This is a genomic window from Cohaesibacter intestini (genome assembly GCF_003324485.1).
In the GTDB taxonomy this organism is placed as follows: Bacteria; Pseudomonadota; Alphaproteobacteria; order Rhizobiales; family Cohaesibacteraceae; genus Cohaesibacter; species Cohaesibacter intestini.
In genome coordinates, this window is record NZ_QODK01000001.1 from 1,239,644 (window position 1) to 1,263,409 (window position 23,766).

General features: G+C 56.4%; 22 protein-coding genes and 1 tRNA gene. 11 read left to right on the forward strand and 12 right to left on the reverse strand.

Going from position 1 to position 23,766, the window contains the following annotated elements:
• Positions 1–45: 45 nt before the first annotated feature.
• Entirely contained in the window at positions 46–633 is a 588-nt protein-coding gene (locus DSD30_RS05375; RefSeq protein WP_114008497.1) for a YqaA family protein, read from the reverse strand.
• 194 nt (positions 634–827) lie between these two features.
• On the opposite strand from DSD30_RS05375, the gene DSD30_RS05380 reads away from it, so the two are divergent.
• A tRNA-Leu gene (locus DSD30_RS05380) sits at positions 828–914 on the forward strand.
• 84 nt (positions 915–998) lie between these two features.
• On the opposite strand, the gene DSD30_RS05385 is transcribed toward DSD30_RS05380, so the two are convergent.
• Complete coding sequence (locus DSD30_RS05385) at positions 999–1,766, reverse strand: sulfite exporter TauE/SafE family protein (RefSeq protein ID WP_114008498.1); 768 nt, start codon at positions 1,764–1,766, stop codon at positions 999–1,001.
• A gap of 44 nt (positions 1,767–1,810) precedes the next feature.
• Complete coding sequence (locus DSD30_RS05390; protein WP_114008499.1) at positions 1,811–2,977, reverse strand: M20 aminoacylase family protein; 1,167 nt, start codon at positions 2,975–2,977, stop codon at positions 1,811–1,813.
• Positions 2,978–3,262: 285 nt separating this feature from the next.
• Between DSD30_RS05390 and DSD30_RS05395 the strand changes: the two genes are divergently transcribed.
• Positions 3,263–4,507 (forward strand): D-alanyl-D-alanine carboxypeptidase family protein, encoded by a 1,245-nt coding sequence (locus DSD30_RS05395; RefSeq protein WP_245418358.1) that lies wholly within the window; start codon positions 3,263–3,265, stop codon positions 4,505–4,507.
• 5 nt (positions 4,508–4,512) lie between these two features.
• Here DSD30_RS05395 and DSD30_RS05400 read toward each other — a convergent pair whose 3' ends face one another.
• Complete coding sequence (locus DSD30_RS05400; protein WP_114008500.1) at positions 4,513–4,734, reverse strand: sulfurtransferase TusA family protein; 222 nt, start codon at positions 4,732–4,734, stop codon at positions 4,513–4,515.
• A gap of 119 nt (positions 4,735–4,853) precedes the next feature.
• Between DSD30_RS05400 and DSD30_RS05405 the strand changes: the two genes are divergently transcribed.
• The gene (locus tag DSD30_RS05405; protein WP_114008667.1) at positions 4,854–5,405 is read left to right on the forward strand and encodes a DUF924 family protein; all 552 of its coding nucleotides are present in this window, start codon (positions 4,854–4,856) and stop codon (positions 5,403–5,405) included.
• Between the two features lie 395 nt (positions 5,406–5,800).
• On the forward strand, positions 5,801–6,844 hold the full coding sequence (locus tag DSD30_RS05410; protein WP_157967566.1) for a GNAT family N-acetyltransferase: 1,044 nt from the start codon (positions 5,801–5,803) through the stop codon (positions 6,842–6,844).
• On the opposite strand, the gene DSD30_RS05415 is transcribed toward DSD30_RS05410, so the two are convergent.
• Both DSD30_RS05415 and DSD30_RS05420 read right to left on the reverse strand, forming a co-directional pair.
• Entirely contained in the window at positions 6,811–7,467 is a 657-nt protein-coding gene (locus tag DSD30_RS05415; protein WP_114008502.1) for a CAP domain-containing protein, read from the reverse strand. The genes DSD30_RS05410 and DSD30_RS05415 overlap by 34 nt on opposite strands.
• Entirely contained in the window at positions 7,412–9,976 is a 2,565-nt protein-coding gene (locus DSD30_RS05420) for a DUF3772 domain-containing protein (RefSeq protein ID WP_114008503.1), read from the reverse strand. Before DSD30_RS05420 ends, DSD30_RS05415 begins: the two co-directional genes overlap by 56 nt.
• Positions 9,977–10,200: 224 nt before the next feature.
• On the opposite strand from DSD30_RS05420, the gene ppk2 reads away from it, so the two are divergent.
• Positions 10,201–11,043: a polyphosphate kinase 2 gene (gene ppk2 / locus DSD30_RS05425; RefSeq protein WP_114008504.1), complete on the forward strand. Its 843-nt coding sequence runs from the start codon at positions 10,201–10,203 to the stop codon at positions 11,041–11,043.
• Between the two features lie 72 nt (positions 11,044–11,115).
• On the opposite strand, the gene DSD30_RS05430 is transcribed toward ppk2, so the two are convergent.
• Positions 11,116–12,192 carry a zinc ABC transporter substrate-binding protein gene (locus DSD30_RS05430; RefSeq protein ID WP_157967567.1) on the reverse strand — a complete coding sequence of 359 codons (1,077 nt, stop codon included), beginning with the start codon at positions 12,190–12,192 and terminating at the stop codon, positions 11,116–11,118.
• Positions 12,193–12,489: 297 nt separating this feature from the next.
• Here DSD30_RS05430 and DSD30_RS05435 point away from each other — a divergent pair, with 297 nt between their 5' ends.
• Positions 12,490–13,986, forward strand: coding sequence for a methyl-accepting chemotaxis protein (locus tag DSD30_RS05435; protein ID WP_114008506.1), 1,497 nt, complete (start codon positions 12,490–12,492; stop codon positions 13,984–13,986).
• Positions 13,987–14,063: 77 nt separating this feature from the next.
• Here DSD30_RS05435 and DSD30_RS05440 read toward each other — a convergent pair whose 3' ends face one another.
• From DSD30_RS05440 to DSD30_RS05455, 4 genes are all read right to left on the reverse strand, one after another.
• The gene (locus DSD30_RS05440; protein ID WP_157967568.1) at positions 14,064–15,263 is read right to left on the reverse strand and encodes a L,D-transpeptidase family protein; all 1,200 of its coding nucleotides are present in this window, start codon (positions 15,261–15,263) and stop codon (positions 14,064–14,066) included.
• Positions 15,264–15,703: 440 nt separating this feature from the next.
• Entirely contained in the window at positions 15,704–16,657 is a 954-nt protein-coding gene (locus tag DSD30_RS05445; protein ID WP_114008508.1) for an acetyl-CoA carboxylase carboxyltransferase subunit alpha, read from the reverse strand.
• A gap of 158 nt (positions 16,658–16,815) precedes the next feature.
• Positions 16,816–17,793: a site-specific tyrosine recombinase XerD gene (locus DSD30_RS05450; protein WP_425359449.1), complete on the reverse strand. Its 978-nt coding sequence runs from the start codon at positions 17,791–17,793 to the stop codon at positions 16,816–16,818.
• Positions 17,794–17,841: 48 nt separating this feature from the next.
• Entirely contained in the window at positions 17,842–17,982 is a 141-nt protein-coding gene (locus DSD30_RS05455; RefSeq protein ID WP_114008509.1) for a histidine kinase, read from the reverse strand.
• Positions 17,983–18,209: 227 nt separating this feature from the next.
• Between DSD30_RS05455 and DSD30_RS05460 the strand changes: the two genes are divergently transcribed.
• The 3 genes from DSD30_RS05460 (at position 18,210) to DSD30_RS05470 (ending at position 21,290) form a co-directional block, all read left to right on the forward strand.
• The gene (locus DSD30_RS05460) at positions 18,210–18,794 is read left to right on the forward strand and encodes a shikimate kinase (RefSeq protein ID WP_114008510.1); all 585 of its coding nucleotides are present in this window, start codon (positions 18,210–18,212) and stop codon (positions 18,792–18,794) included.
• 97 nt (positions 18,795–18,891) lie between these two features.
• Complete coding sequence (gene aroB / locus DSD30_RS05465) at positions 18,892–20,028, forward strand: 3-dehydroquinate synthase (RefSeq protein WP_114008511.1); 1,137 nt, start codon at positions 18,892–18,894, stop codon at positions 20,026–20,028.
• The gene (locus tag DSD30_RS05470; RefSeq protein ID WP_171021987.1) at positions 20,028–21,290 is read left to right on the forward strand and encodes an HlyC/CorC family transporter; all 1,263 of its coding nucleotides are present in this window, start codon (positions 20,028–20,030) and stop codon (positions 21,288–21,290) included. The genes aroB and DSD30_RS05470 overlap by 1 nt, the downstream gene beginning before the upstream one ends.
• A gap of 38 nt (positions 21,291–21,328) precedes the next feature.
• Here the strand turns inward: DSD30_RS05470 and DSD30_RS05475 are convergent, their stop codons facing one another.
• Positions 21,329–21,592 carry a BolA family protein gene (locus DSD30_RS05475; RefSeq protein ID WP_114008513.1) on the reverse strand — a complete coding sequence of 88 codons (264 nt, stop codon included), beginning with the start codon at positions 21,590–21,592 and terminating at the stop codon, positions 21,329–21,331.
• Between the two features lie 200 nt (positions 21,593–21,792).
• On the opposite strand from DSD30_RS05475, the gene DSD30_RS05480 reads away from it, so the two are divergent.
• Together DSD30_RS05480 and cobS are read left to right on the forward strand one after the other, a co-directional pair.
• The gene (locus tag DSD30_RS05480; protein ID WP_157967569.1) at positions 21,793–22,422 is read left to right on the forward strand and encodes a J domain-containing protein; all 630 of its coding nucleotides are present in this window, start codon (positions 21,793–21,795) and stop codon (positions 22,420–22,422) included.
• Positions 22,423–22,784: 362 nt separating this feature from the next.
• Entirely contained in the window at positions 22,785–23,762 is a 978-nt protein-coding gene (gene cobS / locus DSD30_RS05485) for a cobaltochelatase subunit CobS (protein ID WP_171021986.1), read from the forward strand.
• Positions 23,763–23,766 lie beyond the last annotated feature (4 nt).

Below are 23,766 nucleotides of genomic sequence, written 5' to 3' on the forward strand. Positions count from 1 at the left end.
TTGGCAGGTGTCAGAGCTTTAGGGGGCAACCATGTCGAAAATTTGTCAGTGTGGAACCAGATATTTCGCCACAACGAAACCGCCGATCAAGACGATCAGCGACACGGTGAAAACCAGACCGAGCCTTTTCTCGATGAAGTCGCGAATAGGAGGGCCGAGCCAATAGAGCAACGCTGCGACGGCAAAGAAGCGAATGCCCCGGGCGATGACGGAAGCGACCAGAAAGACCGGCATGGCCAGCCCTGTGGCGCCCGACGCAATGGTGATGACCTTGTAGGGAAAGGGGGTAAGACCGGCAATCAGCACGATCCAGACGCCCCATTCATTGTAGCGTTCTGTGAAAGACGCGAATTTGTCCGCATAGCCATAGAAGCTAAGGATCGGCTGGGCCAGCTGGTCAAACAGAAAGGCACCGATGATATAGCCCAGCAACCCACCCAGCACGGAAGCCGCCGTGCAAATGGCTGCGTAGAGCCATGCTTTTTCGCGCTTGGCGATGACCATCGGGATCAATAGCGCGTCTGGCGGGATGGGGAAGACCGAGCTTTCGATGAAGGAAACCGACCCGAGCGCCCAAGGGGCGCGGGGGCCTGATGCCAGACCCATTGTCCAATCATACAATTTGCGCAGCATCGGGGATCATCTCTCTCTTGTCTCTGCCGGAGGCGGAATGTCTCAGTTCAGATAGGGCACCTTTGTGCCTTGTTCCAGTGGCGCGAGCATAGGGGGCACTGGTTAAGGGTGTGTCAAATCGTGTTGACTATGGAAGAATTGTGACGCTTGTCTGTTGACGGGAGAATTTTTGCTTCTATATTCCCACCTCACGTGCCCCTGTGGCGGAACTGGTAGACGCGACGGATTCAAAATCCGTTTCCTTCACCGGAGTGCCCGTTCGAGTCGGGCCAGGGGCACCATTTCTCTTCCTGGTAAAATGTTCACATCCTTTCGCACGCACGGCCATCATTGCGCTTTGGCGCCCATTTGATGCGTCTTGTCGGCTATAGAAGCGTGCGGATGGCATTCAACAGCATCAGCAGTGCCAGACCGGTCAGCAGATATTTGAAGATTTTGCGGAACAGGCTTTCATCCATCATATGCAAGATCTTGCCGCCGGTGATGGTCCCCAGATAGCCGGACGCGATCATTGCCAGCAACAAACCGATCCAAGCTTTAAACGCAAAGCCGACAAAGCCGAAGGCAATGATCTTCAAGCCATGTTGAAGGGTCATGGCGGTTGCATGGGTTGCAACGACCCCCTGACGGTCCGGGGCTTTGCCAGCCACGATGGCAGCGACAAGGGGGCCGGTTGCGCCGACAAACATGCCGACCAGTGAGGAAAAGGCACCGCCAAATCCGATGGTTGCCGCGCCGCCTTGCATGAATTTGGGTCGCGGAGCCCAGACCAGAAACAACACGAACAGAGCAAGGATGATCTTCAACAGGGCATCGGGCAAGGCGATCACGATTTGCGATCCGACCGCCGTACCAAGGATCGCGCCGATGGCAAAGGCCAGCATGAAGGTCCATCGAATATGGGGACGCAAGTGCCATGCCCGCCCTGCATTGGAGCCCATCTGGACGATGCCGTGGGCTGGAATGAGGGTTGCGACGGGAATGACCATGCTCATGATTGCCAACAGCGCAACTCCGCCACCAATGCCAAAGGCGGCAGTCATGGCGGAGGTGGCATAAGCGGCGACAATCAGACCCCACAAAGCGAGCTCATTAAGGCCGGTGTCGGCAAAGATTGGCAGAGATTCTAACATGATCGCCCCCTTGCATCGGGCTTGCGGGATTGGGTTGTCTGGCCTCAGGCTGGCAGGGCAGCCTCGACAATCTTCACCCAATAGGATGCCCCGACCGGAATGAGGTCATCATTGAAGTCATAATCGGGATGATGCAGCGAGGCGCTGTCGCCATTGCCGACAAAAACAAACGCGCCGGGTCGTTCCTGTAGCATGAAGGAGAAATCCTCCGAGCCCATGGATGGCGTCATGGTGGCATCGACCTGGTCCTCACCGGCCAGTTCCTTGGCTACCTTTTCGGCGATTGCCACTGGCGCGCCATGGTTGACAGTGACGGGGTAATCGCGCTGATAGGCCAATGTGGCCTTGGCACCATAAAGAGCTGCCGTGCCCTCGACAATTTCTTGCAAGCGCTGTTCGGCCATATCGCGGACTGCGGGGTCGAGGGTGCGGACCGTGCCTTCGATGAAACCGGTCTGGGGGACCACATTGTCCGTGAAACCAGCATGGATGTGGCAAAGAGAGACGACAATCGAGCTCTGCGGGTTGGTGTTGCGACTGGCGATGGTCTGCACCGCCTGAATAATGGCGGCCATCACCACGACAGTGTCAATGCCTTCATGGGGCTTGGCGGCATGGCAGCCTTTGCCCTCGACATTGATCATGATGCGATCGGCTGAGGCCATGATCGGGCCATCCTTCATACAAAAGGCCCCGAGCGGCACACCGGGCCAGTTGTGCATGCCATAGACTTCATCGATCGACCAGCGATCCATCAGGCCGTCTGCGACCATTTCGCGCGCGCCGCCCCCGCCTTCTTCAGCTGGTTGGAAGATCAGCGCCACGCGACCATCAAAATTGCGGGTTTCCTGAAGATACTTGGCCGCTGCCAGAAGCATGGTGGTGTGGCCATCATGACCGCAGGCATGCATTTTGCCTTCGACCTTGGAGGCATAGGGCTTGCCGGAGGTCTCAACCAGCGGCAGAGCGTCCATGTCGGCGCGCAGCCCTACAGTCTTGCCGGATATGTTGCTCTTGCCTTCGATCACGGCGACGACGCCGGTTCTGCCAATGCCAGTGGTGATGTCCGTGATGCCATAGGCTGTCAGTTCCTTGACGACCCGCTTGGCGGTTTCATGGACGTCGAACTGAAGCTCTGGTTGTTGGTGCAAATCGCGCCGGACTTGAGTGAGTTCGTCGTGAAAGTCGGCAATACGATTGATGATTGGCATGAATGGAGGCCTTGCTTGGAAAGGTTTGTTTGAACAGGACGGGCTCTGTTGAGCTTCCATCGCACGAGACCGTGCTGTCTCGTGATTGCGTTGAGATTAGTGGGGGCATCAAGCAAGGGCAAGGGCTTTGTCTCTGCGGCCCCTGTTGGAATGCGCCTTCTCGCGATTGGGGCTTGTTCGCCGTCGGTGCATCCGCTAGAGAGGGGTGGGTCTTTAACGTCAGAACCCTACCCGACTGATCTGAGAATCAGTCTCGAACTGCCTATCTTCGGAGAGTTTCGGATCATGCGTCCAGCCTTTGGCGTCAAAGCCAGTCACACCAAACAAGACAGTCTGGTCAAATCCAGCAGACGTTTGACGGCGCTATCGCTGGTCGGTCTTGGCCTTGTCGCGCTGATGGGATCAATGCTGGCGACGGGCGGGTCGGCGCAGGCGGCGCAAAAGGCCAAACCTGCGGAAAAGCAGGATCTGGTTCTGTCTGCCAATCCGCTGTTGCTGATGGATGTGGCGAGCGGCAAGGTGCTGTATCATCAAAAAGCCAATCAGAAATGGTATCCGGCATCGCTGACCAAGCTGATGACGGCCTATGTCACCTTTCGGGCCATCGCGTCTGGCGAATTGTCCGAAGATAGTGTGGTGACCATTTCCGAGCATGCACTGGCCTATCCTGCGTCTAAAATGGGGTTCAAGGTCGGCACACGGCTGACGGTCGACAATGCACTGAAGATGGTGTTGGTCAAATCGGCCAACGACATTGCCGCCGCTTTGGGTGAACGGGTTGCGGGCAGTGAACCTTCCTTTGCCGAGCGGATGAACCGGGAGGCGGCGCGTCTGGGTATGACTGCGACCCATTTTGTCAATGCCAATGGTCTTTTCCATCCGGATCAAACCAGCTCGGCCCGTGACATGGCTGTGCTGACCCGGCAGATCCTGCTGGAATTTCCGCAATATCGCCCGTTGTTCCAGATCCCGGCCATTCGCCATGGCAAGCGGGTCCTTCGCTCCTACAACAAGCTGCTCGAAACCTTCCGCGGTGCCAACGGTATGAAAACCGGGTTTGTTTGTTCCTCCGGTTACAACATCGTTTCGTCTGCAACGCGCAATGGCCGGCAACTGGTGGCTGTGGTGCTGGGGGCTTCCAACACACAACTGCGTTCCGAGACAGCCGCTTTCCTGCTGACCCAAGGCTTCGTGCGGCAGGATATGGCGCCGGGCGCCGGGGCATCGATTGCCAATGGGACCCAGTTTGGAGCGATCACTCGACCCCATGACATGCGGCCGGAAATCTGCCCCAATGGCGGGCCGAAATGGACGCCACATGTGGCCTACAAGGTCAGTTTTCTTGAGCCGCGCTTCAAGGTAATGGAGCCGGTGCGGGTTTATGCCGGGGTGAAGAAAAGGCCGATCAAGCTGCCGCTGAAAATGGCGCAATTGCCCCTAGCCAGCCCGTTCGAAAAGCCGGTCCAGCCGCTAAAGGCGCAGAAGGGTGATGTGGTTCGTCTGGCCTATTTGCCACGCCCGAAGCCCTGAGTCGCTCACGCTTTTACAATCAGAAAACGCATCTTACCGTCTTGGTGCTGGTCGCTTGCCAGCAGTCGGTGACCATGCTCGTTGCAATAATGAGGCAAGTCGATCATCGACATCGGATCGGTGGTGGTGACCTCTATGCAGTCGCCTGCCTTCATGGCCGACAATGCCTTTTGGGTCCGCAGGACGGGCAGGGGACATTTGAGGCCGCTTAAGTCCATCTCTTGCATGAGGCGCGTTCCGTCTTACGTTAAATCCAGTATAAATCAGTATATGGGGTGATCTCGGTTTCTAACGGTTCGCTGACGATGTCGCAAGCGGGGAAACCGGACAATAAGGGGAGATGATGATGCAAGCCAATCACGTACAGCCACAAGAAGTGTTGGATTTCTGGTTCGGGGCCGATCCGAAATACTGGTTTGCCAAGGATGACGGGTTCGATGCGGAGATCCGCGAAAGATTCGGTCCTGTGCTTGAGGCGGCCCGTGCCGGTCAGCTCAGCGCTTGGCGGGAAAGCCTGCACGGAACATTGGCTCTGATCATCGTGCTGGATCAGTTTTCTCGCAATCTCTATCGCGACTCGGCCGAAGCTTTTGCCCATGATGATGAAGCTTTACGGCTCTCTTCAACGCTGGTCGCGCATCCGGACTGGAATCAGCTCAGCTATGATGAAAAGACCTTTGCGGTGATGCCGATGATGCATGCGGAAGATTTGCAGGTACAAGAGGATTGCATCGCCTGGATGAAGCGGATCGGCAACGCCAATTCCGAGCGCTTTGCGATCATCCATCGCGATATCATTGCCCGCTTCGGTCGCTTCCCACACCGCAATGCGGTTCTGGGTCGTGAGACAACACCAGAGGAGCAGGTCTTTCTCGATGAAGGTGGCTTTGCCGGGTGAGACTTGAGGTGAGACTTGGCCTTCGATGGGGGCCTTGAAGGCCGCTCGGAAGCCCGCGATACTGGAATTCTGTTATCAGGGTTAATGATCCGTTAAAGCGTGCAAGCTGGCAATTTTGTTTCGTTTCTTGATCGAATTGTTCAATTTTTAGCGATTCTAGCGTAGAGCGGCGCTCAATCCCTTGAAGGTGAAGGGAAAAGGTGATGGAAATCGCGTGCTGCTTGCGCGATCGATTAACCTAAAGCTGAAACTATGCCGTCTTGTATCGGAAAAACTGCTTATACTGGATGCAGTGCACCGAAACCGCATTGCGCGGTCTGATGGGCAGGGCAACGGATATGGGACCGGGCAGGATGTTGTTGAAAGCAGACAGGATGTTGAATGTGGAGGACAGAATGGATCTGTTTGACAGCCCATTCGTGCACCCTGCTTTCATTGAGGCTGCCGACGGGCGCATTTGTGCCGGACCGGTTCAGCAAGTCCATCAGGGTGGCTACCGGTTTCACTATGAAAACAAGCGCTCCGCTCCGTCTCTGGGGGCCAGTTACGCAACCCTTTGGGGGCATGGCTACGGTCCGATCGGTGGCTGTTTCCTTGATCTGGATGGCAGGCATCAGCGCAATGAGGCGGATTTTAGAGCCGGGCTTGAGGCGTTGATCGACAAAGCCGGCGCGGACTTTCTGATATGGCCCTATTTCCCGATTGAAGCGCGAGAATTTCAGTGGCTTCGCGCTTTTTTGGTCGATCACTTTGGTCCCTCTGCCTCGATGCTGATGCGTCGCGCGCACCAACGGGGCTTTCTTGATTGTCGCACTGCACAGGATGCCGGTCTGACCTTGAGTCGGAACAAACGCAAACTGATGGGCCGTCAAAGGCGTCGGCTTGAGGAAATGGGCGCGGTGCGTTTCGTTTCAACCCGGGATGGTCTGGATGATGGAGAAGCCCTGGAGGCTTTTCTGAAGGTCGAGGCCTCGGGCTGGAAGGCCCGTAAAGGCACGGCCTTGTCGGTGGTGCCTGCGCTCAATGCGTTTGCCCATGACTTTCTGCCGCCACTGCTGGCAGAAGGGCGTGCCCGGATCGATCTGATGATGCTTGATGATCATTGCATCGCGGGACTGGTGTCTTTGCAGGCGGGGCGTGGTCTTTTCTCTTGGAAAACCGGGATGGATGAAGTCTATAAACGCTTTTCTCCCGGCGTGCATATCCTGCATCATCTCAGCCTTCAGGCCTTGGCTGATCCCGATATCGATTATGTCGACAGCTTGGCGGATGCGGGCCACCCGGTGGCCGAGCACATCTGGGGCGGACATCGGGCCTATGCGCAGCTATTCGTGCCGCTCAGTGCTTATGGCAGAGTGGGTGCCCTCAGCCACAGTGCGGCGGCAGATGGTAAGCAGCAGGCTCGTTATTGGGCGAAGAGGATGTTGGGCCGCATCTGAGACATCGTGTCCGGCTCTTTGATTTCTGACGGCTTGGCCAGAATAAGGGTCCAGAAAACCTTGTATTTGGCATCCGGACGATAGCTCGTCGCAATCCCCATTTCCGTGACACCCTTGCGCAGCATATTGGCATTGTGGCCGCGCGAATCGCGCCAACCGGAAAAGGCCTCGGCCAGAGTCCAATAGCCGGCGCTGATATTCTCTACTGCAATATCTGGCTCATAACTGGCCTTGTTGAGGCGCTTGATCAGGGTTCGATCGCGTCCCAATGTGTGGCTGACCTTGTCGGCCGCCGCCATGGCGTTGGCCTGCTCCTGCGCAGCCGTCGTGAGCTTGTCACTCAGAACCAGCTGGCTCAGTCCCTGTCGGCTGCGGTAGGCATTGAGCATGCTGAGCGCTTCCTGTGGGTTAACCGAGGCTCCGGTGCGGTTGAGATTGTCATACATGACCGGCTGGTCAAAGCCTGGCCCCTGACTGCAGCTGGCAAGGCCAAATGGCAATGCAGTGGCAAGCCCTATTGCCAGAAGGCGTGCCAAGCGGGTTTTTCGACCCGCCCATGTTCCGATATTATGCGGTTGCCGCGGCATCGCCGTCCCCTTCTCCAGAATCATTGTCATTGCCATCGTTCAACTCATATTCGGCATTTTGATGACCGTCGGACTTGGGACTTGTCTGTTTGCTTTGCTGGGTGGGCGGTGTTTCCGGTGGCAGTTCTGGTTGCATCGGCTTGTTCGGGGCTGCCATCGAGCGGATATAGACATCCTGCTGCGGGAATGGAATTTCGATATTGGCTTCTTTCAAGGCCTTGAAAATGGCAAAGCGCAGGTCGCTCTTGGCGCTTAGCGAGCTGTTGATGTCGTGAATGAAGCAGCGCAATTCGAAATCCAGTGAGGATGCGCCAAATTCCATGAAATAGACGCTCGGGCTGGGGTAGGAGGACACCTGATCGGACTGACTGGCCACGCGCATCAGAATGTCGCGGACCTGTTCCGGGTCGGAATCGTAGGAAACCCCGACAGGCACAATGATCCGCCCCATGGAGCCGTTATGCATCCAGTTCATCACCCGGTTGGAGATCAGGTCCGAGTTAGGCACGATGACAGTGGCGCGGTCGAAGGTTTCGATCTTGGTGGCGCGGACGGAAATCTTGCTGACATAGCCCTGATCGTTGCCCACCACGACCCAGTCACCGGTCTTGATGGGGCGTTCGACGAGCAGAATGAGGCCGGAGACGAAGTTGTTGACAATGCTCTGAAGGCCAAAACCGATACCGACTGAAAGCGCACCAGCCACCAGCGCGATGTTGGAGAGATTGACACCCATATAGGAGAAGGCCAGCATCGCGGCAAGGATGAAACCGACATACCCAATGCTGGTCTGAATGGAATTTTTGAGGCCCGTATCAAGGTCGGTTGCAGGCATCAGGCGCTGTTCCATCCAGCGCTGGATGCTCTTGACCAGCACCAGAGTGACGATGAAGACCGCCAGTGCCCCGACAATGTTGATCGGGGAAATGCTCAGATCACCGATCTGGATATTGAAGATGGCCTTTTCGAGCGAAGAGAAGAAGCCTGTCGATTCCACACCCCATGGCGTGAAAATCAGCAGGGCTGCGCCAACATAGAGCAGGATACGCATCAGGCCATTGAACAGCACGCTGAACTGATTGACCGTCTTTGGCGTGATGCCCATAGCGCGCGAGATTTTCTGGGCTGCGGTGTTGCCGGTTTCGAGCTCTTCATTGAGGAAATTGTCGATCAGGGCCGAGAAAATGCCAAGCAGGCCAAGGATGATGAAGGTGCGTCCCAGCTGCATGGCGAGGAAGCTGCCAAGTGATACAAATCCAAGGATCGGGGCAAGGCCGATCACAAGACAGGCAATCCAGATGAAGGGCTGCAACAGACGCAGGAAGCCGGGCAGATTGAAACCGGATGGCAGTGTCAGGGACTCATCGACCGGGGTCTCGTGCTGTGGCGTGGTGTTGATCATCACGCGTTGACCGGTCCAGATCAGGATGGCCGTCAGGATCGAGGCGATGCCGCTGAGCAGGATCGTGGTTTCAAGCGGGGTCAACAGGGTCTGGTCTGTTTCGTCAAGGGTGATTTCAAAGCCATAGATGGCCAGCAGGGTCAGCGCGATGCCATAGAGTTTGTTGGCGTCGGAATCTGAGATATTGAGCAGTCGATAGGTGGGACGGCTTGGGGCCAGCAGAACCCTGATCAAGCCATAGCTCAAGGACAGGGTGAAGACCACGGAGCCGAGTTCGGACATCAGGGCTTCAACGCGGCGTGGCATCAGGTCGGCATTGTCGAGGATGAGGATGACCGCAAGGAAGATCAGAACAGGCACGATGGTATAGACAAACACGGCCCAGCAGGCATAGAGGCTGCGTTGCAGTGCCGTGGGGTCTTCCAGATTGGACAGGCGTCGCAAGCCGGAGAAGAGCAGGAACCGCAAGGGACCAACGATCACCACCGCGACAATCAGGATCACTCCGATCACCTGCCAGATGTGATCGGCGGCGCGGGTTATCAGATAGCGCCCCCAATCGGAAAAGAGCGTGGTGACCGCTTGCCACGTGGTGACGCTGCCGGACAGGCCATTGAGCCAAAGGGCCGGGTTGAGGATGGTGCCACTGCGCTCGAACAATTGCCGGGTGAACCGGTCCTGACGGGCAAGGGTGATGCGGTTGTTCAACTGCTCGGCACGAACAAGACTGGAGGAGATCAGCTTGAGCTGGGCGTCGATCTGGGTAACTTGTTCCTGAAGTTCCTCACGCCGTGTCTTAAGGCTGTCGGCTTCGGTTGCAGCTTCCTCACCTTCCTTTGTTTCTGCCGGTTTCAGCGCTTCGAGGCGCGCCTTGGCTTCCTGTAGCAGAGGTTGGACCTGACTTTTCTGCGCTGTCGCCTTGGCCTCGATGTCGCTGAGGCTGCTACGCAGTTCGGAGAAGGTGTCTTCGGACAGGCCGTCACGGTTGAGTGTGGCTTCGATCTGATCGAGCTTCACAAGCAGGGAATCCGCAACATTCGGGGCTTCGGTTGTCTGCGCCCGAGCGCCTGAAACCGCACCTGCTGCAAGCGTGGTGATCAGAAGCAAGACAAGGCCAAAAGAGCGGAGGGCTTTGTGCAACATTGAAGAGAATTTCCTTGTTCGAGCGACAATCAGCAAAGTGTTTGACAGGGATAGGTCTAATCGAATTGCAACCTGAAAACAATTCCTTGCTACACCATCTTGCTCAAAGGGCTGCGGCTGGAATGGCGTTTCAGGGTGTCCAGAGCGGGAGTGGCTGGCCTTCCCTTCGAATTGGCGTTAGCATCGCCATCACCCGTTTGACATAGAAGCCGGAGCAAATTGTGATGCCTGTCCCGTTTGATATCAACAATCCCGATTTTCCAGACGCTCTGAATGACGTTGCCATGCGCAGTGGCAACTATCCCCATGGTAAGAAATTGAAGCGGTCAAAATATGAAGAGGAGCTTGAAAAGCTTCAGATCGAACTGGTCAAGGTTCAGGAATGGGTGCGCCAGACTGACCAGCGGATTGTTGTTGTTTTCGAGGGACGGGATGCCGCTGGCAAGGGCGGCTCGATCAAGCGACTGACTGAATATACCAATCCGCGTCATGTGCGGGTCGTCGCCTTGTCCAAGCCAAGCGATGTGGAGCAGGGGCAATGGTATTTCCAACGCTATGCGGCCCAATTGCCGACGCAGGGGGAAATCGTGCTGTTTGACCGTTCCTGGTACAACCGGGCCGGGGTCGAGCCGGTGATGGGCTTCTGCACGCCGGAGCAGGCTGACAAATTTCTCGATGATGCACCACGGTTCGAAAAGATGATTCAGGATAGCGGCACGCGGCTGTTCAAATTTTGGCTCAATGTGGGACGCGAAATGCAGCTCAAGCGCTTTCATGATCGCCGCCACAGTCTGCTCAAACATTGGAAATTGTCGCCGATCGATTTGAAGTCGCTGGATCTGTGGGATGCCTATACGGATGCGCGCAACCGGATGATGGAGGCAACCCATACCAAACATGCGCCGTGGGTGGTGATCCGCTATAATGACAAACGACGCGGACGGCTGAACATGCTGCGCTATCTGCTGGCCAATCTGCACTATCCGGGCAAGGATGCTTCGGTCATTGCGCCAACCGATCCCCAAATTCTGGGGCTTGGGCCATCCATTCTGGATGATACTGAGTAAGAAAAAAGCGGGCCTTTGCGCCCGCTTTTTCATGTGTTGTTGGCAAGGCTAAGATCGCTGCCTCACCCCTGATCATGCGCCCTTCAGGCAACCGGCCAGTTGGCGGGCATTGTAGCGGATCAGCTCTGGATAGAGGGTGGGGCCCTCGGTTAGCTCCTTGCCAATCGGGTCGAGCAGGCCCTGTCTGGTCTTGGTGCCCTCAACCAGAATCGTGGTGATTCTGGAGGAGAATTGCGGTTCGGACATCAGGCAGGCTACGCCCAGATGGTCGAGCTTTTCCTTTATTTCCTTGATCCGAGCGGCGCCGGGATTGACACCGGGCGTGAGGGTGATGGAGCCGATGGCTGACACATCAAACGCTGCCTCGAAATATTGATAGGCATCGTGAAAGACCATGAAGGGGGCCGTTTTGTGGTCGGCGAGCAGGCTCTTGGCTTCCTCTGATGCCGCTTTGATCTCTGCGGTCAAAGCCTTGCTGTTGGCGGCATAGATCTGGGCATTGTCAGGGTCGGCTTCGGACAGGGCTTTGGTTATGGCAGCTGCCATCGCCAGTCCGTTGTCCGGGGAGAGCCAGATGTGATTGTCCATGACGCTGGCTTCGTCATGGTCGTGATCATGGGCGTCATGGTCATGCTCTTCGGCCGCATGTTCATGACCCTCCTTGTCATGATCTTCATGCTCGTGACCTTCATGCTCGTGATCATCATGATCCTCATGCTCATGCTCATGCTCATGTTCGTGATCATCATCATGGGCGTGGGTGTGTTTTTCCCAGTTGCTGCCAGAGCGGACCGGCAGCAATGTCATGCCTTCGGCATCGATCATCGGGATGGCTTTTGCGTTCGCTGCCAGTGTGTTCAGGGGTTTGACTAGGAAGGCCTCAATGCGTGGGCCAACCCAGAAGACCAAATCTGCATCCTGCAGCGCCCGTGCACCGGATGGGCGAAGATCTGCGCTGTGTGGAGACGCGGAAGAGGGTATGAGCAGGTGAGGCGTCCCAACGCCCTTCATGATGGCTGCAGCGATTGAATGAACCGGTGCAACGGATGCCACCACGTCAGGGGCGGCCAGAGCGGGAAGGGTGGTAACCAAAGAAAATACGGAGAGGGCGGCCAAGTGCCGGGATAGGTTTTTCACAGTAGAAGCCATGGTGAAACTTTTTGCCATTTCTTGGGTGGGGTCGGGGAGTGTGCAGAAAAATCCGATGATTTAAGTTACGTTATAACATAACAAAAATCAAAAACAAGAGGTCAACGGAAGCCGACTTAATCCGGGCTGACACGTATGTCTTTGTTTACGCTTTGCCGAGAATATCGGCAAAGCGACCCGGAAACAGGCCAAAACAGGCCAAAAATAGCGCAAAACGGGCGCTTCTTTTGTCTTTGTTAACCCGCGCGATCAAATGATAGACCGATCACAGATTCTAACGCTAGTGACGAGTGGGACATGTTCAAATTTTCAAAATCTTCGCGTGCTGTGCATATGGACACAGACCACGAAGCGTTCGATCGCGGTTCGGGGGACACCGAGAGCGAACTTGACAATCCTGACAGCTCAGTATCTCCGATTGATCAACAATTGATCAGCGATGTTGTCCATGATCTTGGCGATCTAGGGCAGGATATGGCCGAGTTGGCCGGTGAGATTGAACTGATCAACAAGGAAACATCTGATTGCTTCCAGTCCCTGTCCGATTTGGTGAAAGCCTCTGGCGAGGTCAAGGCTTCGAATGACCAGATCATGAATGCGGCCAGCCGGTCGTTTGAAATTGCCCAGACAACATCGCAGGAAGTGGTGCAAAGCCGCGAGATGATCGATGTCACATTGGGCAAGGTCAGCGAGCTGGTGGAGTCGGTGACAGGCATCAACTCCCAGCTTCAAGGGCTTCAGAGCGCCTTTTCTTCCGTGCGCGATGTGGCTGCCGCGATTGATGCCATTGCGCGGCAGACCAATCTGTTGGCGCTGAATGCGACGATTGAGGCGGCACGGGCCGGGGAAGCCGGCAAAGGGTTTGCGGTGGTTGCTGCGGAAGTCAAGGAACTGGCCGCCCAGACCAGCAAGGCCACCGAGACCATCGGGTCCACATTGTCCGATCTGGATCAGGAAGCCGAAGCCCTGATCGATCTCAGCGGTCGAGCAACGGGCTACATGGATGAGGTCGAGAAAAGCACCGCGTCGGTGCACGGGCTGATTACCGGTCTGGACGAAGCTTTTCAGACGATCCGGGAATCGTCGGAGTCCATTGAAGGGCAGGTATCTGAAGCCAATGGTACGATCGAGACGCTGGTTGGTGATGTGGATTCGGTGCACAAGGCATTTGATGCCACCCATTCCGGGCTCAACAGGGCCAGCGAGCGGATGATTAAATCGGTCGCTGCAGCAGACCGCATGGTAGCGCGGTCCTCGATCAGCGGCATCGAGACGGATGATACCTTCTGTATCAAGACCATCCAGACGCTGGCCAATCAGGTGGCAGACGCCTTTGAGGCAGAGGTACGGGCCGGGCGGATCAGTGAGACCGATCTGTTCGACATGACCTATACACCGATTGTCGGGACGGATCCGGAACAGGTGATGGCACCTTTCACCACCATGACGGATCGCGTCATGCCAGCCATTCAGGAACCTGTTGTGGCTGAGAATGACGTCATTGTCTTTGTTGCCGCGATCGATCGGAACGGGTATCTGCCAACCCACAACAAGGTCTTCTCGAAGCCACAAGGCGATGACCCGATCTGGAATGCTGCCAATTGCCGTAACCGGCGGATTTTCAATGATCGTGTCGGTCTGTCGGCCGGGCAGAATACCGAGCCTTTCCTGTTGCAGACCTACCGTCGGGATATGGGTGGCGGCACCTTTGTGTTGATGAAGGATGTGTCTGCACCGGTTTATGTCCGGGGGCGCCACTGGGGTGGTGTTCGGATGGGCTATCGGGTGACCTAGGGCACAATCGATCCCAAGATTATCAAAAGGCAATCAGGATAAGCAGAAGGCCCGGTCACAAGCCGGGCCTTTGTGCATTACTGGCGGGCCTTTGGCAGGGTCAGCAGGCTTGGCTCTGACGTTTGCTGTGGCTGAGTGGGCTCTGATGCCGAGCGCTTGAAGGGGCTTGCGACAGCGCTGCGCAGACGGGAGAAGAAACTGCCAGACTGTTCCGTCTGGGGCCGGTTGATCTCGGATTGAGCCAGAGCCTGCTGCTGCGAGGCTTGGCCTTGGCCTTGGGCTTGGGTTGGGGCTGGGGTTGGGGCCGCGCTTGGTGCGTTTGCGGATGGCGTGGTCGGATTGCCATTGATCAGACCGGCAAGGAAGCCATCCGGATTTTTGCCCTCCGCGATGCGTTGCTTGCGTTTGAGCAGATCGAGCTGGGAATCAACCATCGCGTCGGCGGTTTTGATTTCTTTTTCCTTGGCCTGTTGTTCAAGCTCCAGCACGGCTTGCTGGAAGCGGACATTTTCCTTGGCTCTGAGTTTTTTCAGCGAGGCCAGCAAAGACGGCTCGAGGGCGTAATCCGGGCAGGGGCCCGTGGCATCGAAATGGCCACCACCAACGGGATCGAAGATGTAGGTTCGGTTGCAGACCTCGACCTTGGGTGGCTTCCGGGTGATCTGGAAATGGTCGTAACCATTCTTGAGATTCTGCCAGAAGGCGAAATGTTCGCTGTCCCGGTATCTGGCCATATTTTCCGGCGTCATGCGGAAAGGAAAGGCATGCACTTCAAAAGTCCGCTGGCCACCGGCAAAAGACTCGCGCCCCAGAGCATAAATTTCGGCAATCGGGGCGTCTTCCATGGCATAGCATCCACGGGATGAACAGGAGCCATGGACCATCAAATGCTTGCCAGTGCGCCCATAGGCCCGGTCGAACTTGTTCGGATAGCCCAGATTGAAGGAAAGATAATAGCTTGAACGCGGATTCATCTGGCCACGGGTGATGGAGTAAAAGCCCTCGGGGGCCTGCCGGTCGCCTTCGCGTTTTTTCGGGCCGAATTCACCGGAATAGGCGCAGATCGGATAGGTCTTGAGCAGCGCATAGGTGCCGTCCTTGCGCTGCTTCCATGCCTCAAGCACCGATTCCTTCTTGAAAATACGAATATAGAGCGGGGCCTGCTCTGTGGAATCAAGCTTGCGAATCTCGTCCTTCAGTTTGGCCGAAATGGGCTGCAAATGCTTGCCATCTTCAAGAAGTTCAGGATTGCAGCCGGTCAGCATAAGCACTGCCATGGATGCCGCCAAGAAATGTGAAGCTTTGATCATTTGCTGTTACTTGCCTGTTCGCGCGTGCCAATCTGACCCCATCCTACCGTCGGTATGGTCAACGATCCGTAACCAGAACTGGTTGACAGATGGTTACCGGACAAGTCTCTTGGCAAGCCCCGGAAATGGACACGCTATTGGCGGGCCATCGAGGCTGGCTGTTTTCAGTCGTTGCTGCTTTGCGCCCTGTTTTCCTTAAGTCAAATATCGGGAAACGGGCCCAGAATGCAATTCAAAAAAATAGGAGGATTGGTGCGGCAAGAATAGGGCAGCTTGCCGTCTTCAAGAAAAAATGAACCAGATGGTTGGTCTGGATGGCCCAAGGCGCGATCAAACGGCCATGAAAAAGGGAGGGGTGAACCCTCCCTTTATACGAGTCGCAATCCTGGGCATAAGAGCCAGACAAGTCAGAGGCTTCTGCCGATGGCGAGGAACTTTTCACGCCGGGCCTTGCGCACTTCTTCTGGTGTCATGCCGTCAAACTCGGACAGGCAATCGGCAATCATGTTGCCAGCGCGTTCAAGCACGGTGTCCGGTGCACGATGCGCACCGCCCACAGGCTCGGACACGATCCGGTCGATGACGCCGAGTTGCAACAGATCCTGCGCGGTGATTTTCATGTTGGTCGCCGCGTCTTTGGCCCGGGTGGAATCACGCCACAGGATCGAGGCTGCCCCTTCAGGCGAGATTACGCTGTAGATGGAATGTTCGAGCATCAGAACCCGGTTGGCTGCCGCAATCGCGATGGCGCCACCAGACCCCCCTTCGCCGATGATCAGCGCGACATTGGGCATGCCCATGGCAAGGCAGGCGTCGGTGGAGCGGGCAATGGCTTCCGACTGGCCGCGCTCTTCCGCGCCAATGCCGGGATAGGCCCCTGCCGTGTCCACAAAGGTGATCAGAGGCATCTTGAAGCGCTCGGCCAGTTCCATGATGCGGACGGCTTTGCGGTAGCCTTCCGGACGGGCCATGCCAAAATTATGCTTGATGCGGCTTTCGGTGTCCGAGCCCTTTTCCTGACCGATCACCGCGACGGGACGACCACGGAAGCGGCCGAAACCGGCCTGAATGGCTTCATCGTCGGCAAACTTGCGGTCACCGCTCAGAGGGGTGAATTCATCGATCAGGGCGCCGACATAATCGACGAAATGTGGCCGGTCCGGATGCCGGGCGACCATGGTCTTGTGCCATGGTGTCAGGTTGGCATAGATATCCTTCAGTGCGCTATCGGCCTTGCTCTGCAAGCGGGCAATTTCGTCACCCACATCGACCGCTTCGCCCTTGTCCTGCATGACGAGCAGTTCCTGCACCTTGCCCTCAAGGTCGGCAACCGGTTTTTCAAATTCCAGATAACTATGCATAGGTGGTTCGATCCGCGTTTTCTTGTGTTTCTGGTCTATCTGACAAGTTGGCGGCACGTTGGACGCATAAAGCAAGCGTGTCAAGCAATGGCGCACTTATCGCTGAGCGCATGGGGTTTTTCCCAAGCTTCTCTTAAATGGGGTGTCCCTAGGGAAGGTCAATTGCCCCTTTTGGATGTGTTTTTGTTCGCCAGATCGGACAGGGGGTGGTGCTGTTCAACCAGTTCGATCAGTCGCTCATCCAGAATATGGGTATAAATCTGGGTGGTTGAAATATCGCTATGGCCGAGCAGCTTCTGAACGGCCCGCAAATGGGCACCATTTTGCAGCAGATGCGAGGCGAAAGCATGGCGCAGCACATGAGGGGAGACGGATGCGGCATCCAGCTCGACATCATCGGCCAATGACTTCAAATCCCGTCCAAAGGCCTGACGGGTGAAATGTCCCGATTGGCCCGATGAGGGAAACAGCCATTGGCGGTTCTTGAGCTGGTTGCGGGTGGGATCTTCACCCAGCATCGTTCGATAGGCCTGCATGGCTTCCTTGGCCCGGTCTGACAGGGGTACCAGCCGTTCTTTGCTGCCTTTGCCGACCACTGCGAGGAACTGTCCATCCTGATGGGCCGCCGAGGCTGGCAATGACACCAGTTCAGACACGCGCAAGCCCGTGGCGTACAGCAATTCGAGCAGCACATAAAGCCGCATTGCACGGATCTGACGTTTCGGGGTCGGGCCTTGAAGGCTGGCATTGAAACGGGCTGCTTCGATCAGCCGGTCAACTTCCTGCTCGGTCAGGATCCGGGGCAAGGGGCGCTGGCGCTTGGGGGCTTTCAAGGTGGTCGAGGGGTCATCGTTGCGAAAGCCGTCGCGATAAAGAAAGCGGAACAATTGCCGGATCGAAGATATTTTGCGCGCGATGGACGAGGCGGCGAGGCCCTGATCGGACAGATCGGCGACATAACTGCGCAATGCATCGACGTCGATTTGTTCAAAGCGCATCTTCTGACGGCTGCAGGCACTATCGAGATCGTCCAAATCCCGGCGATAAGCCTCCAGCGTGTTGGCAGACGCCCCTTTTTCTGCGCTGAGGGAATCAAGAAAGAGGTCGATTGCTCGGGGGTTGCTCAGGGCCACAATATGCTCTTTGTCGCGGGGCGGATGGATGGGGCTGGTGAGGATGAAGGGCTAGCGCAGATCCTTGGACGGGATGCGAATGACGGTTTCCTTCGGGGTCGGCTCAACGAAATTGGCGAGATAGAACATGCCACCCGCAGCAAGGCCGCCCAGAATAAGAAGAAATACCAAGGCTTTGATCAAACTAGGCATAATGGTTCCGATTGCTTGTCAGTCTGGTTTTGTATCAATGCGAGCTAACCTAGCACCGAATTCCGACCGTTGTCATTTGCGGCTGTGTCTTTTCCAGTCAATTTGTCAGCCTTTGCGGGCATTTGGGGACGGGATGCCGGGTTTTTTGGGCAAAATGCAAAGCTGGCTTGACAGGTCGGGCCAATCGCGGTCAAACGAGAAACAGACAAAAAGAGATTAGGAAATCCATGGCGAAGTCTGAAAAAAGTGATGGTGGCGAACGCGAAAAGCGTCTGGTGTCGGCTCTCAATGGGCGGCCCATCATCATGGTGGGCCTGATGGGTGCAGGCAAGACGACCATTGGTCGTCGACTGGCCAACCGGCTTTCCATCCCGTTTCGTGATGCGGACCACGAGATTGAGGCCGCTGCCAACATGTCGGTCGCCGACATTTTTGCCGAACATGGTGAAACTCACTTTCGCGAAGGCGAGAAACGGGTAATTGCCCGATTGATGGAGCAAGGCGATCAGGTGCTCGCCACCGGTGGTGGCGCCTGGATGAATGAGGAAACCCGGGCGCTGGTCAATGGCAAGGGGATTTCGGTCTGGTTGAAGGCCGAGTTTGATATTCTGATGTCGCGGGTGCGCAGACGCTCCCATCGACCCTTGCTGAAGGATCCAGATCCCGAAGGGGTCATGCGTCGTCTGATGGACGAACGTTATCCGGTCTATGCGCAAGCCGATGTGACGGTGGACTCCATTGACGTGCCCCATGAGAAGATCGTGACTTTTGTGATTGAGGCCTTGGAAGACTATCTCGGTCTCCCCCGTTGATCGGGCAAGCTGACTTGAAACGCGGGTCCAGCGTGATGCCCGGTCTGCTTTTCGGCCTTTGTTTGGCTGACTGCATAACAAGAAAAGTGAGATGAGGATGGCTCCGCAAGCTTCTGAACAAATGGCCGACGAGACCAAGGTCCGCGTTGCGCTCGGAGATCGCTCTTATGACATTGTGATCGGTCGCTCGGTCCTGGGGTCACTTGGGGCGCGGTTTGCAGCGCAGTTTCCCGGTGCCCGTGCTGTCTTCATCACTGATCGGACAGTGGCGGGTTTGCATCTGGCAGCCGCCGAAGAGAGCCTTTCCGCCCATGGCATTGAGCATCAAGTGCTGGTGATGGAACCGGGCGAGAAGACCAAGAGCTATGACGGACTGATCAAGGCGTGTGACGGGGTGCTGGACACACGGCTTGAACGTGGTGATCTGGTGATTGCGCTGGGTGGTGGCGTGATTGGTGATTTGGCGGGCTTTGTTGCCGGGGTCGTGCGGCGGGGCATGCGGTTTGTGCAGGTTCCGACCACTCTGCTCTCGCAGGTGGATTCCTCGGTCGGAGGCAAGACCGGCATCAACACGGCGCACGGCAAGAATTTGCTCGGCCTGTTCAATCAACCGCATCTGGTGCTGGCGGATACGGCGGTGCTTGATACGCTTAGCCCACGGGAGTTTCGGGCCGGTTATGCGGAAGTGGCCAAATATGGTCTGATCAACCAACCGGATTTCTTTGAATGGCTGGAGCGGAACTGGCAGGGCATCTTTGCCGGAGGTCCTGAGCGCGAAGAAGCCGTTGCGCGCTCCTGTCAGGCCAAGGCCGATGTGGTGGCCGCCGATGAGAAAGAGGCCGACCAGCGGGCGCTGCTCAATCTTGGCCATACCTTTGGTCATGCCCTTGAAGGGATGGCGGAATATGACGCCGAACGACTGGTGCACGGGGAAGGGGTGGCAATCGGCATGGTTCTGGCCCATGAATTCTCCGCTCGTCTTGGCCTGTGTGATCCGGCTGTGACCGATCGTGTGGTTGCCCACTTGCAAGCGGTCGGGTTGCCTACCCATATAGGAGCTATCCCCGGTCAGTTGCCCAAAGTGGATCTGCTGATGGATTTCATCGCGCAGGACAAGAAAGTCTCGCGCGGCAATCTGACCTTCATTCTGACGCGCGGGTTGGGTCAGTCCTTTGTTGAAAAGGGTGTTGATCCGGTTCAACTGCGCGCCTTTCTTGAGGAGAAACTGGCCTGATGCTTGGTTCGCTCTGGTTGACCGCTCTGGCGATTTTTTGCCTGATCGCCCTGTCTGGCTTCTTTTCCGGCTCGGAAACCGCGCTGACGGCGGCGTCGCGCGCCCGTATGTTGCAAAAGGAAAAGAATGGCGAGCCGGGTGCTTTGGCCGTCAATGAGCTGTTGCAGATTCGCGAGCGCCTGATCGGGTCGCTGCTGCTGGGCAACAATCTGGTCAATATTCTGGCGTCGGCGCTGGCAACCAGCCTGTTCATCACGCTGTTTGGCGAGGCTGGCGTGGTCTATGCGACGCTTGTCATGACGCTGGTGGTGCTGGTCTTTGCCGAAGTGTTCCCAAAGACATGGGCGATTTCCAACCCGGACAGCTTTGCCTTGCGGGTTGGACCCTATGTGCGGGTGATTACCAAATTGTTCGGACCATTCGTTGTGGCGGTGGAATGGTTGGTGGTTGGCCTGTTGCGTCTGGTCGGGGTCGACACCAAGGGGGCTCAGATCCTGTCTGGTCAGGATGAATTGCGTGGCGCGGTTGATCTGCTGCATATGGAAGGCAGTGTGGTCAAAGCGGACCGTGACCGGTTCGGTGGCCTGTTGGATCTGGGGGAGCTTGATGTCTCTGACGTGATGGTTCACCGCACCAATGTCAGCTCTTTCAATATTGATGACGGCCCGGTCGCGATTGTCGAGCAGGCGCTCGAAAGCCCCTATACCCGTATTCCTTTGTGGCAGGGCGAGCAGGACAATTTCATTGGCATTCTGCATGCCAAGGATTTGCTCAGGGCTCTGGCAGGCGTCAAGGGGGATCCGGACAAGCTTGATTTGATGTCGGTGGTCAATGAGCCGTGGTTTGTGCCCGATACAACCAGCCTCAAGGCCCAGCTCAATGCCTTCCTCAAGCGCAAGAGCCATTTTGCGCTGGTGGTGGATGAATATGGCGAAGTGATGGGACTGGTGACGCTTGAAGATATTCTCGAGGAGATCGTCGGCGACATTTCGGACGAGCATGATATTGACGTCAAGGGTGTCAAGGTCGAGCCGGACGGGTCCGTTCTGGTGGATGGTTCCGTGCCGATCCGCGACCTAAATCGGGCGTTTGACTGGTCCTTGCCGGACGATGAGGCAACGACCATAGCCGGTCTGGTCATCCATGAAGCCCGACAAATTCCCGAGCCGGGACAGGGTTTCACCTTCTATGATTTCCGTTTCCGCGTGTTGCGCAAGGAGCGTAACCGGATCACGTCGCTGAGAATCACTCCGGTTCGATAGGTCCGGATATTGGCTGGGTTTGACAGCTCGTTTTCAGCTCAGGCCGGCTTGATTGTCTCAAGGGCCAAAGCATGGATTGGACCTGCGAGCTCTTCTTTGATAATATCATGCACCATTCTGTGTGCATCGATCCGGGACAGCTCGGCAAAAGCCGGGCTGGAGACGCGAATCCGAAAGTGGGTTTCGCCTTCCGGGCGAGCGCCAGCATGGCCGGCATGCCGATCGGAGTCATCAAAGACCTCCAACAATGTGGGTTGAAGGTGTTTGTTCAGTTTTTTCTCAATCGTGTTCTTGACGGTCATGGCGAAGAATGTTGAATTGTTGCACTTCAAATTTAGGGGTGATTTGAGCAGATCTGCTTTTCCATTGTCCCGCAGGTAGGGTTTTTACCCTGTCTGTGCAAGGGGTGATGTCGAATAGCATGACCAAAGGCTTACAGCAATCGATCTGTTCTGCGCCATGTAAGAGCGATAACCAAGCGTTCGGAGACAAACAAAAATCAATGAAACTCGACTCGAAACTTTTTGATTCCATTCGCATCAAACCAGATGTTGACCGCAAGAAGAAGAAGCAGCAGCAAGAGCAGTGCGAATGGCCCGGCTGCGAGAAGGTTGGGGGCTGCAAGGCGCCCAAGCGTGGTACGGCGCGTCGTGAGTATCACAATTTCTGTGAAGTGCATGCCCGTGAGTTCAATCAGAACTACAATTACTTCACTGGTATGGATGACGACGAGGCGGACAGCGTCAAGGCCAGCACCGCGACCGGCGACCGTCCGACCTGGGCAATGGGCGTCAATGCCTGGGGTGACGCCACTCATAAGGCTGGTGAAGCGCGGGGACGGAGCTGGGAAGGCAGCGGCTTTTCCGATGGGCGGTCCCAGCGTGCGGCCGAACGGGCCAAACGTCGCTCACGCCACCAGAACCAGACCCGCAAGTTGCGGCCTCTGGAAGCAAAGGCGTTCGAGACCCTCGGGTTGAGCCTGCCAGCGACCGCAGATGACGTGAAACGCGCCTATAAACGGCTGTTGAAAGAAAACCATCCTGACCTCAACAAGGGGGATCGGGCCTGCGAAGAGCGTCTGCAGGACGTTATCGCCGCCTACAATACCTTGCGCGCCGGTGGCTATTGCTGATCGCGTGCCTATCGGTGAGGGCGCGAGCGTTGCCGCGCCAAGAAAAGAATGTTGCAGGCGGCTTGGCCGCCTGTTTTTCTGAGGGGATTGCCAACCCGTTGCCGACGGTCCCTTTGCACCTCTAATGCCCGTCTTGTGACGGGCCAGAGATGCAGGCCGTCACGTTAGAGTGATCCGCTCTCTCCCTCCTGACATAAAAAAGCGCAAATCTACCTTTTCTTTTCGGTCTCGATTGCTTTAAGTTGCGATTTCGAATGACCGAGCTTTCAATCGGGCCCCTGTCCCATAGGGAACGCGTTTCCCAGACGCCCCTGCGGCCAAGGCAAGTGATGGGCCCCATCCTGAGCAGTGCAGTGAATGATATGAGCAACGAACTTTCCCAATTGCCGGATACCGAAGTATCCGTGCGCGAAACCTTTGGCATCGACGCGGACTGGATGGTGCCAGCCTTCAGTGAAGCGAATGAATATGTGCCGGATCTGGATCCGGACTATCTGTTCGACAAGCAGACAACGCTCGCCATTCTTGCCGGCTTTGCTCACAATCGGCGGGTGATGATTTCCGGGTATCATGGCACGGGTAAGTCTTCTCATATCGAACAGGTCGCTGCCCGGCTGAACTGGCCTTGTGTGCGCGTCAACCTCGATAGTCATATTTCGCGTATCGATCTGATCGGCAAGGACGCCATCGTCCTCAAAGAAGGCAAGCAGATCACCGAATTCCGCGATGGCATCCTGCCATGGGCGCTGCAAAACAATGTGGCGCTGGTGTTTGACGAATATGATGCGGGTCGTCCGGATGTGATGTTTGTCATTCAGCGCGTGCTGGAAGTGGCCGGTCGCCTGACTCTGCTTGACCAGAACCGCGTCATCCGTCCGCATCCATCCTTCCGCCTGTTTGCCACCGCCAACACGGTTGGTCTTGGGGATACGTCGGGCCTGTATCACGGCACCCAGCAGATCAACCAGGGCCAGATGGACCGCTGGTCGATTGTCACTACGCTCAACTATTTGCCGCATGACAATGAAGTGGGCATCGTTTGCGCCAAAGTGAAATCGCTCAAGGGCGATGAAGGCAAGGTGACCGCCGGCAAGATGGTGCGTGTTGCCGATCTGACCCGCAATGCTTTCATGAATGGCGACCTGTCGACCGTCATGAGCCCGCGTTCGGTGATCACCTGGGCCGAAAATGCCGACATTTTCGCGGATATTGGCTTTGCCTTCCGGGTAACCTTCCTGAACAAATGCGATGAGCTGGAGCAGCCGCTTGTGGCAGAGTTCTACCAGCGTTGCTTTGGCGAGGAACTGCCGGAAAGCTCCGTGAATGTCGCTGTGAGCTAAGGCT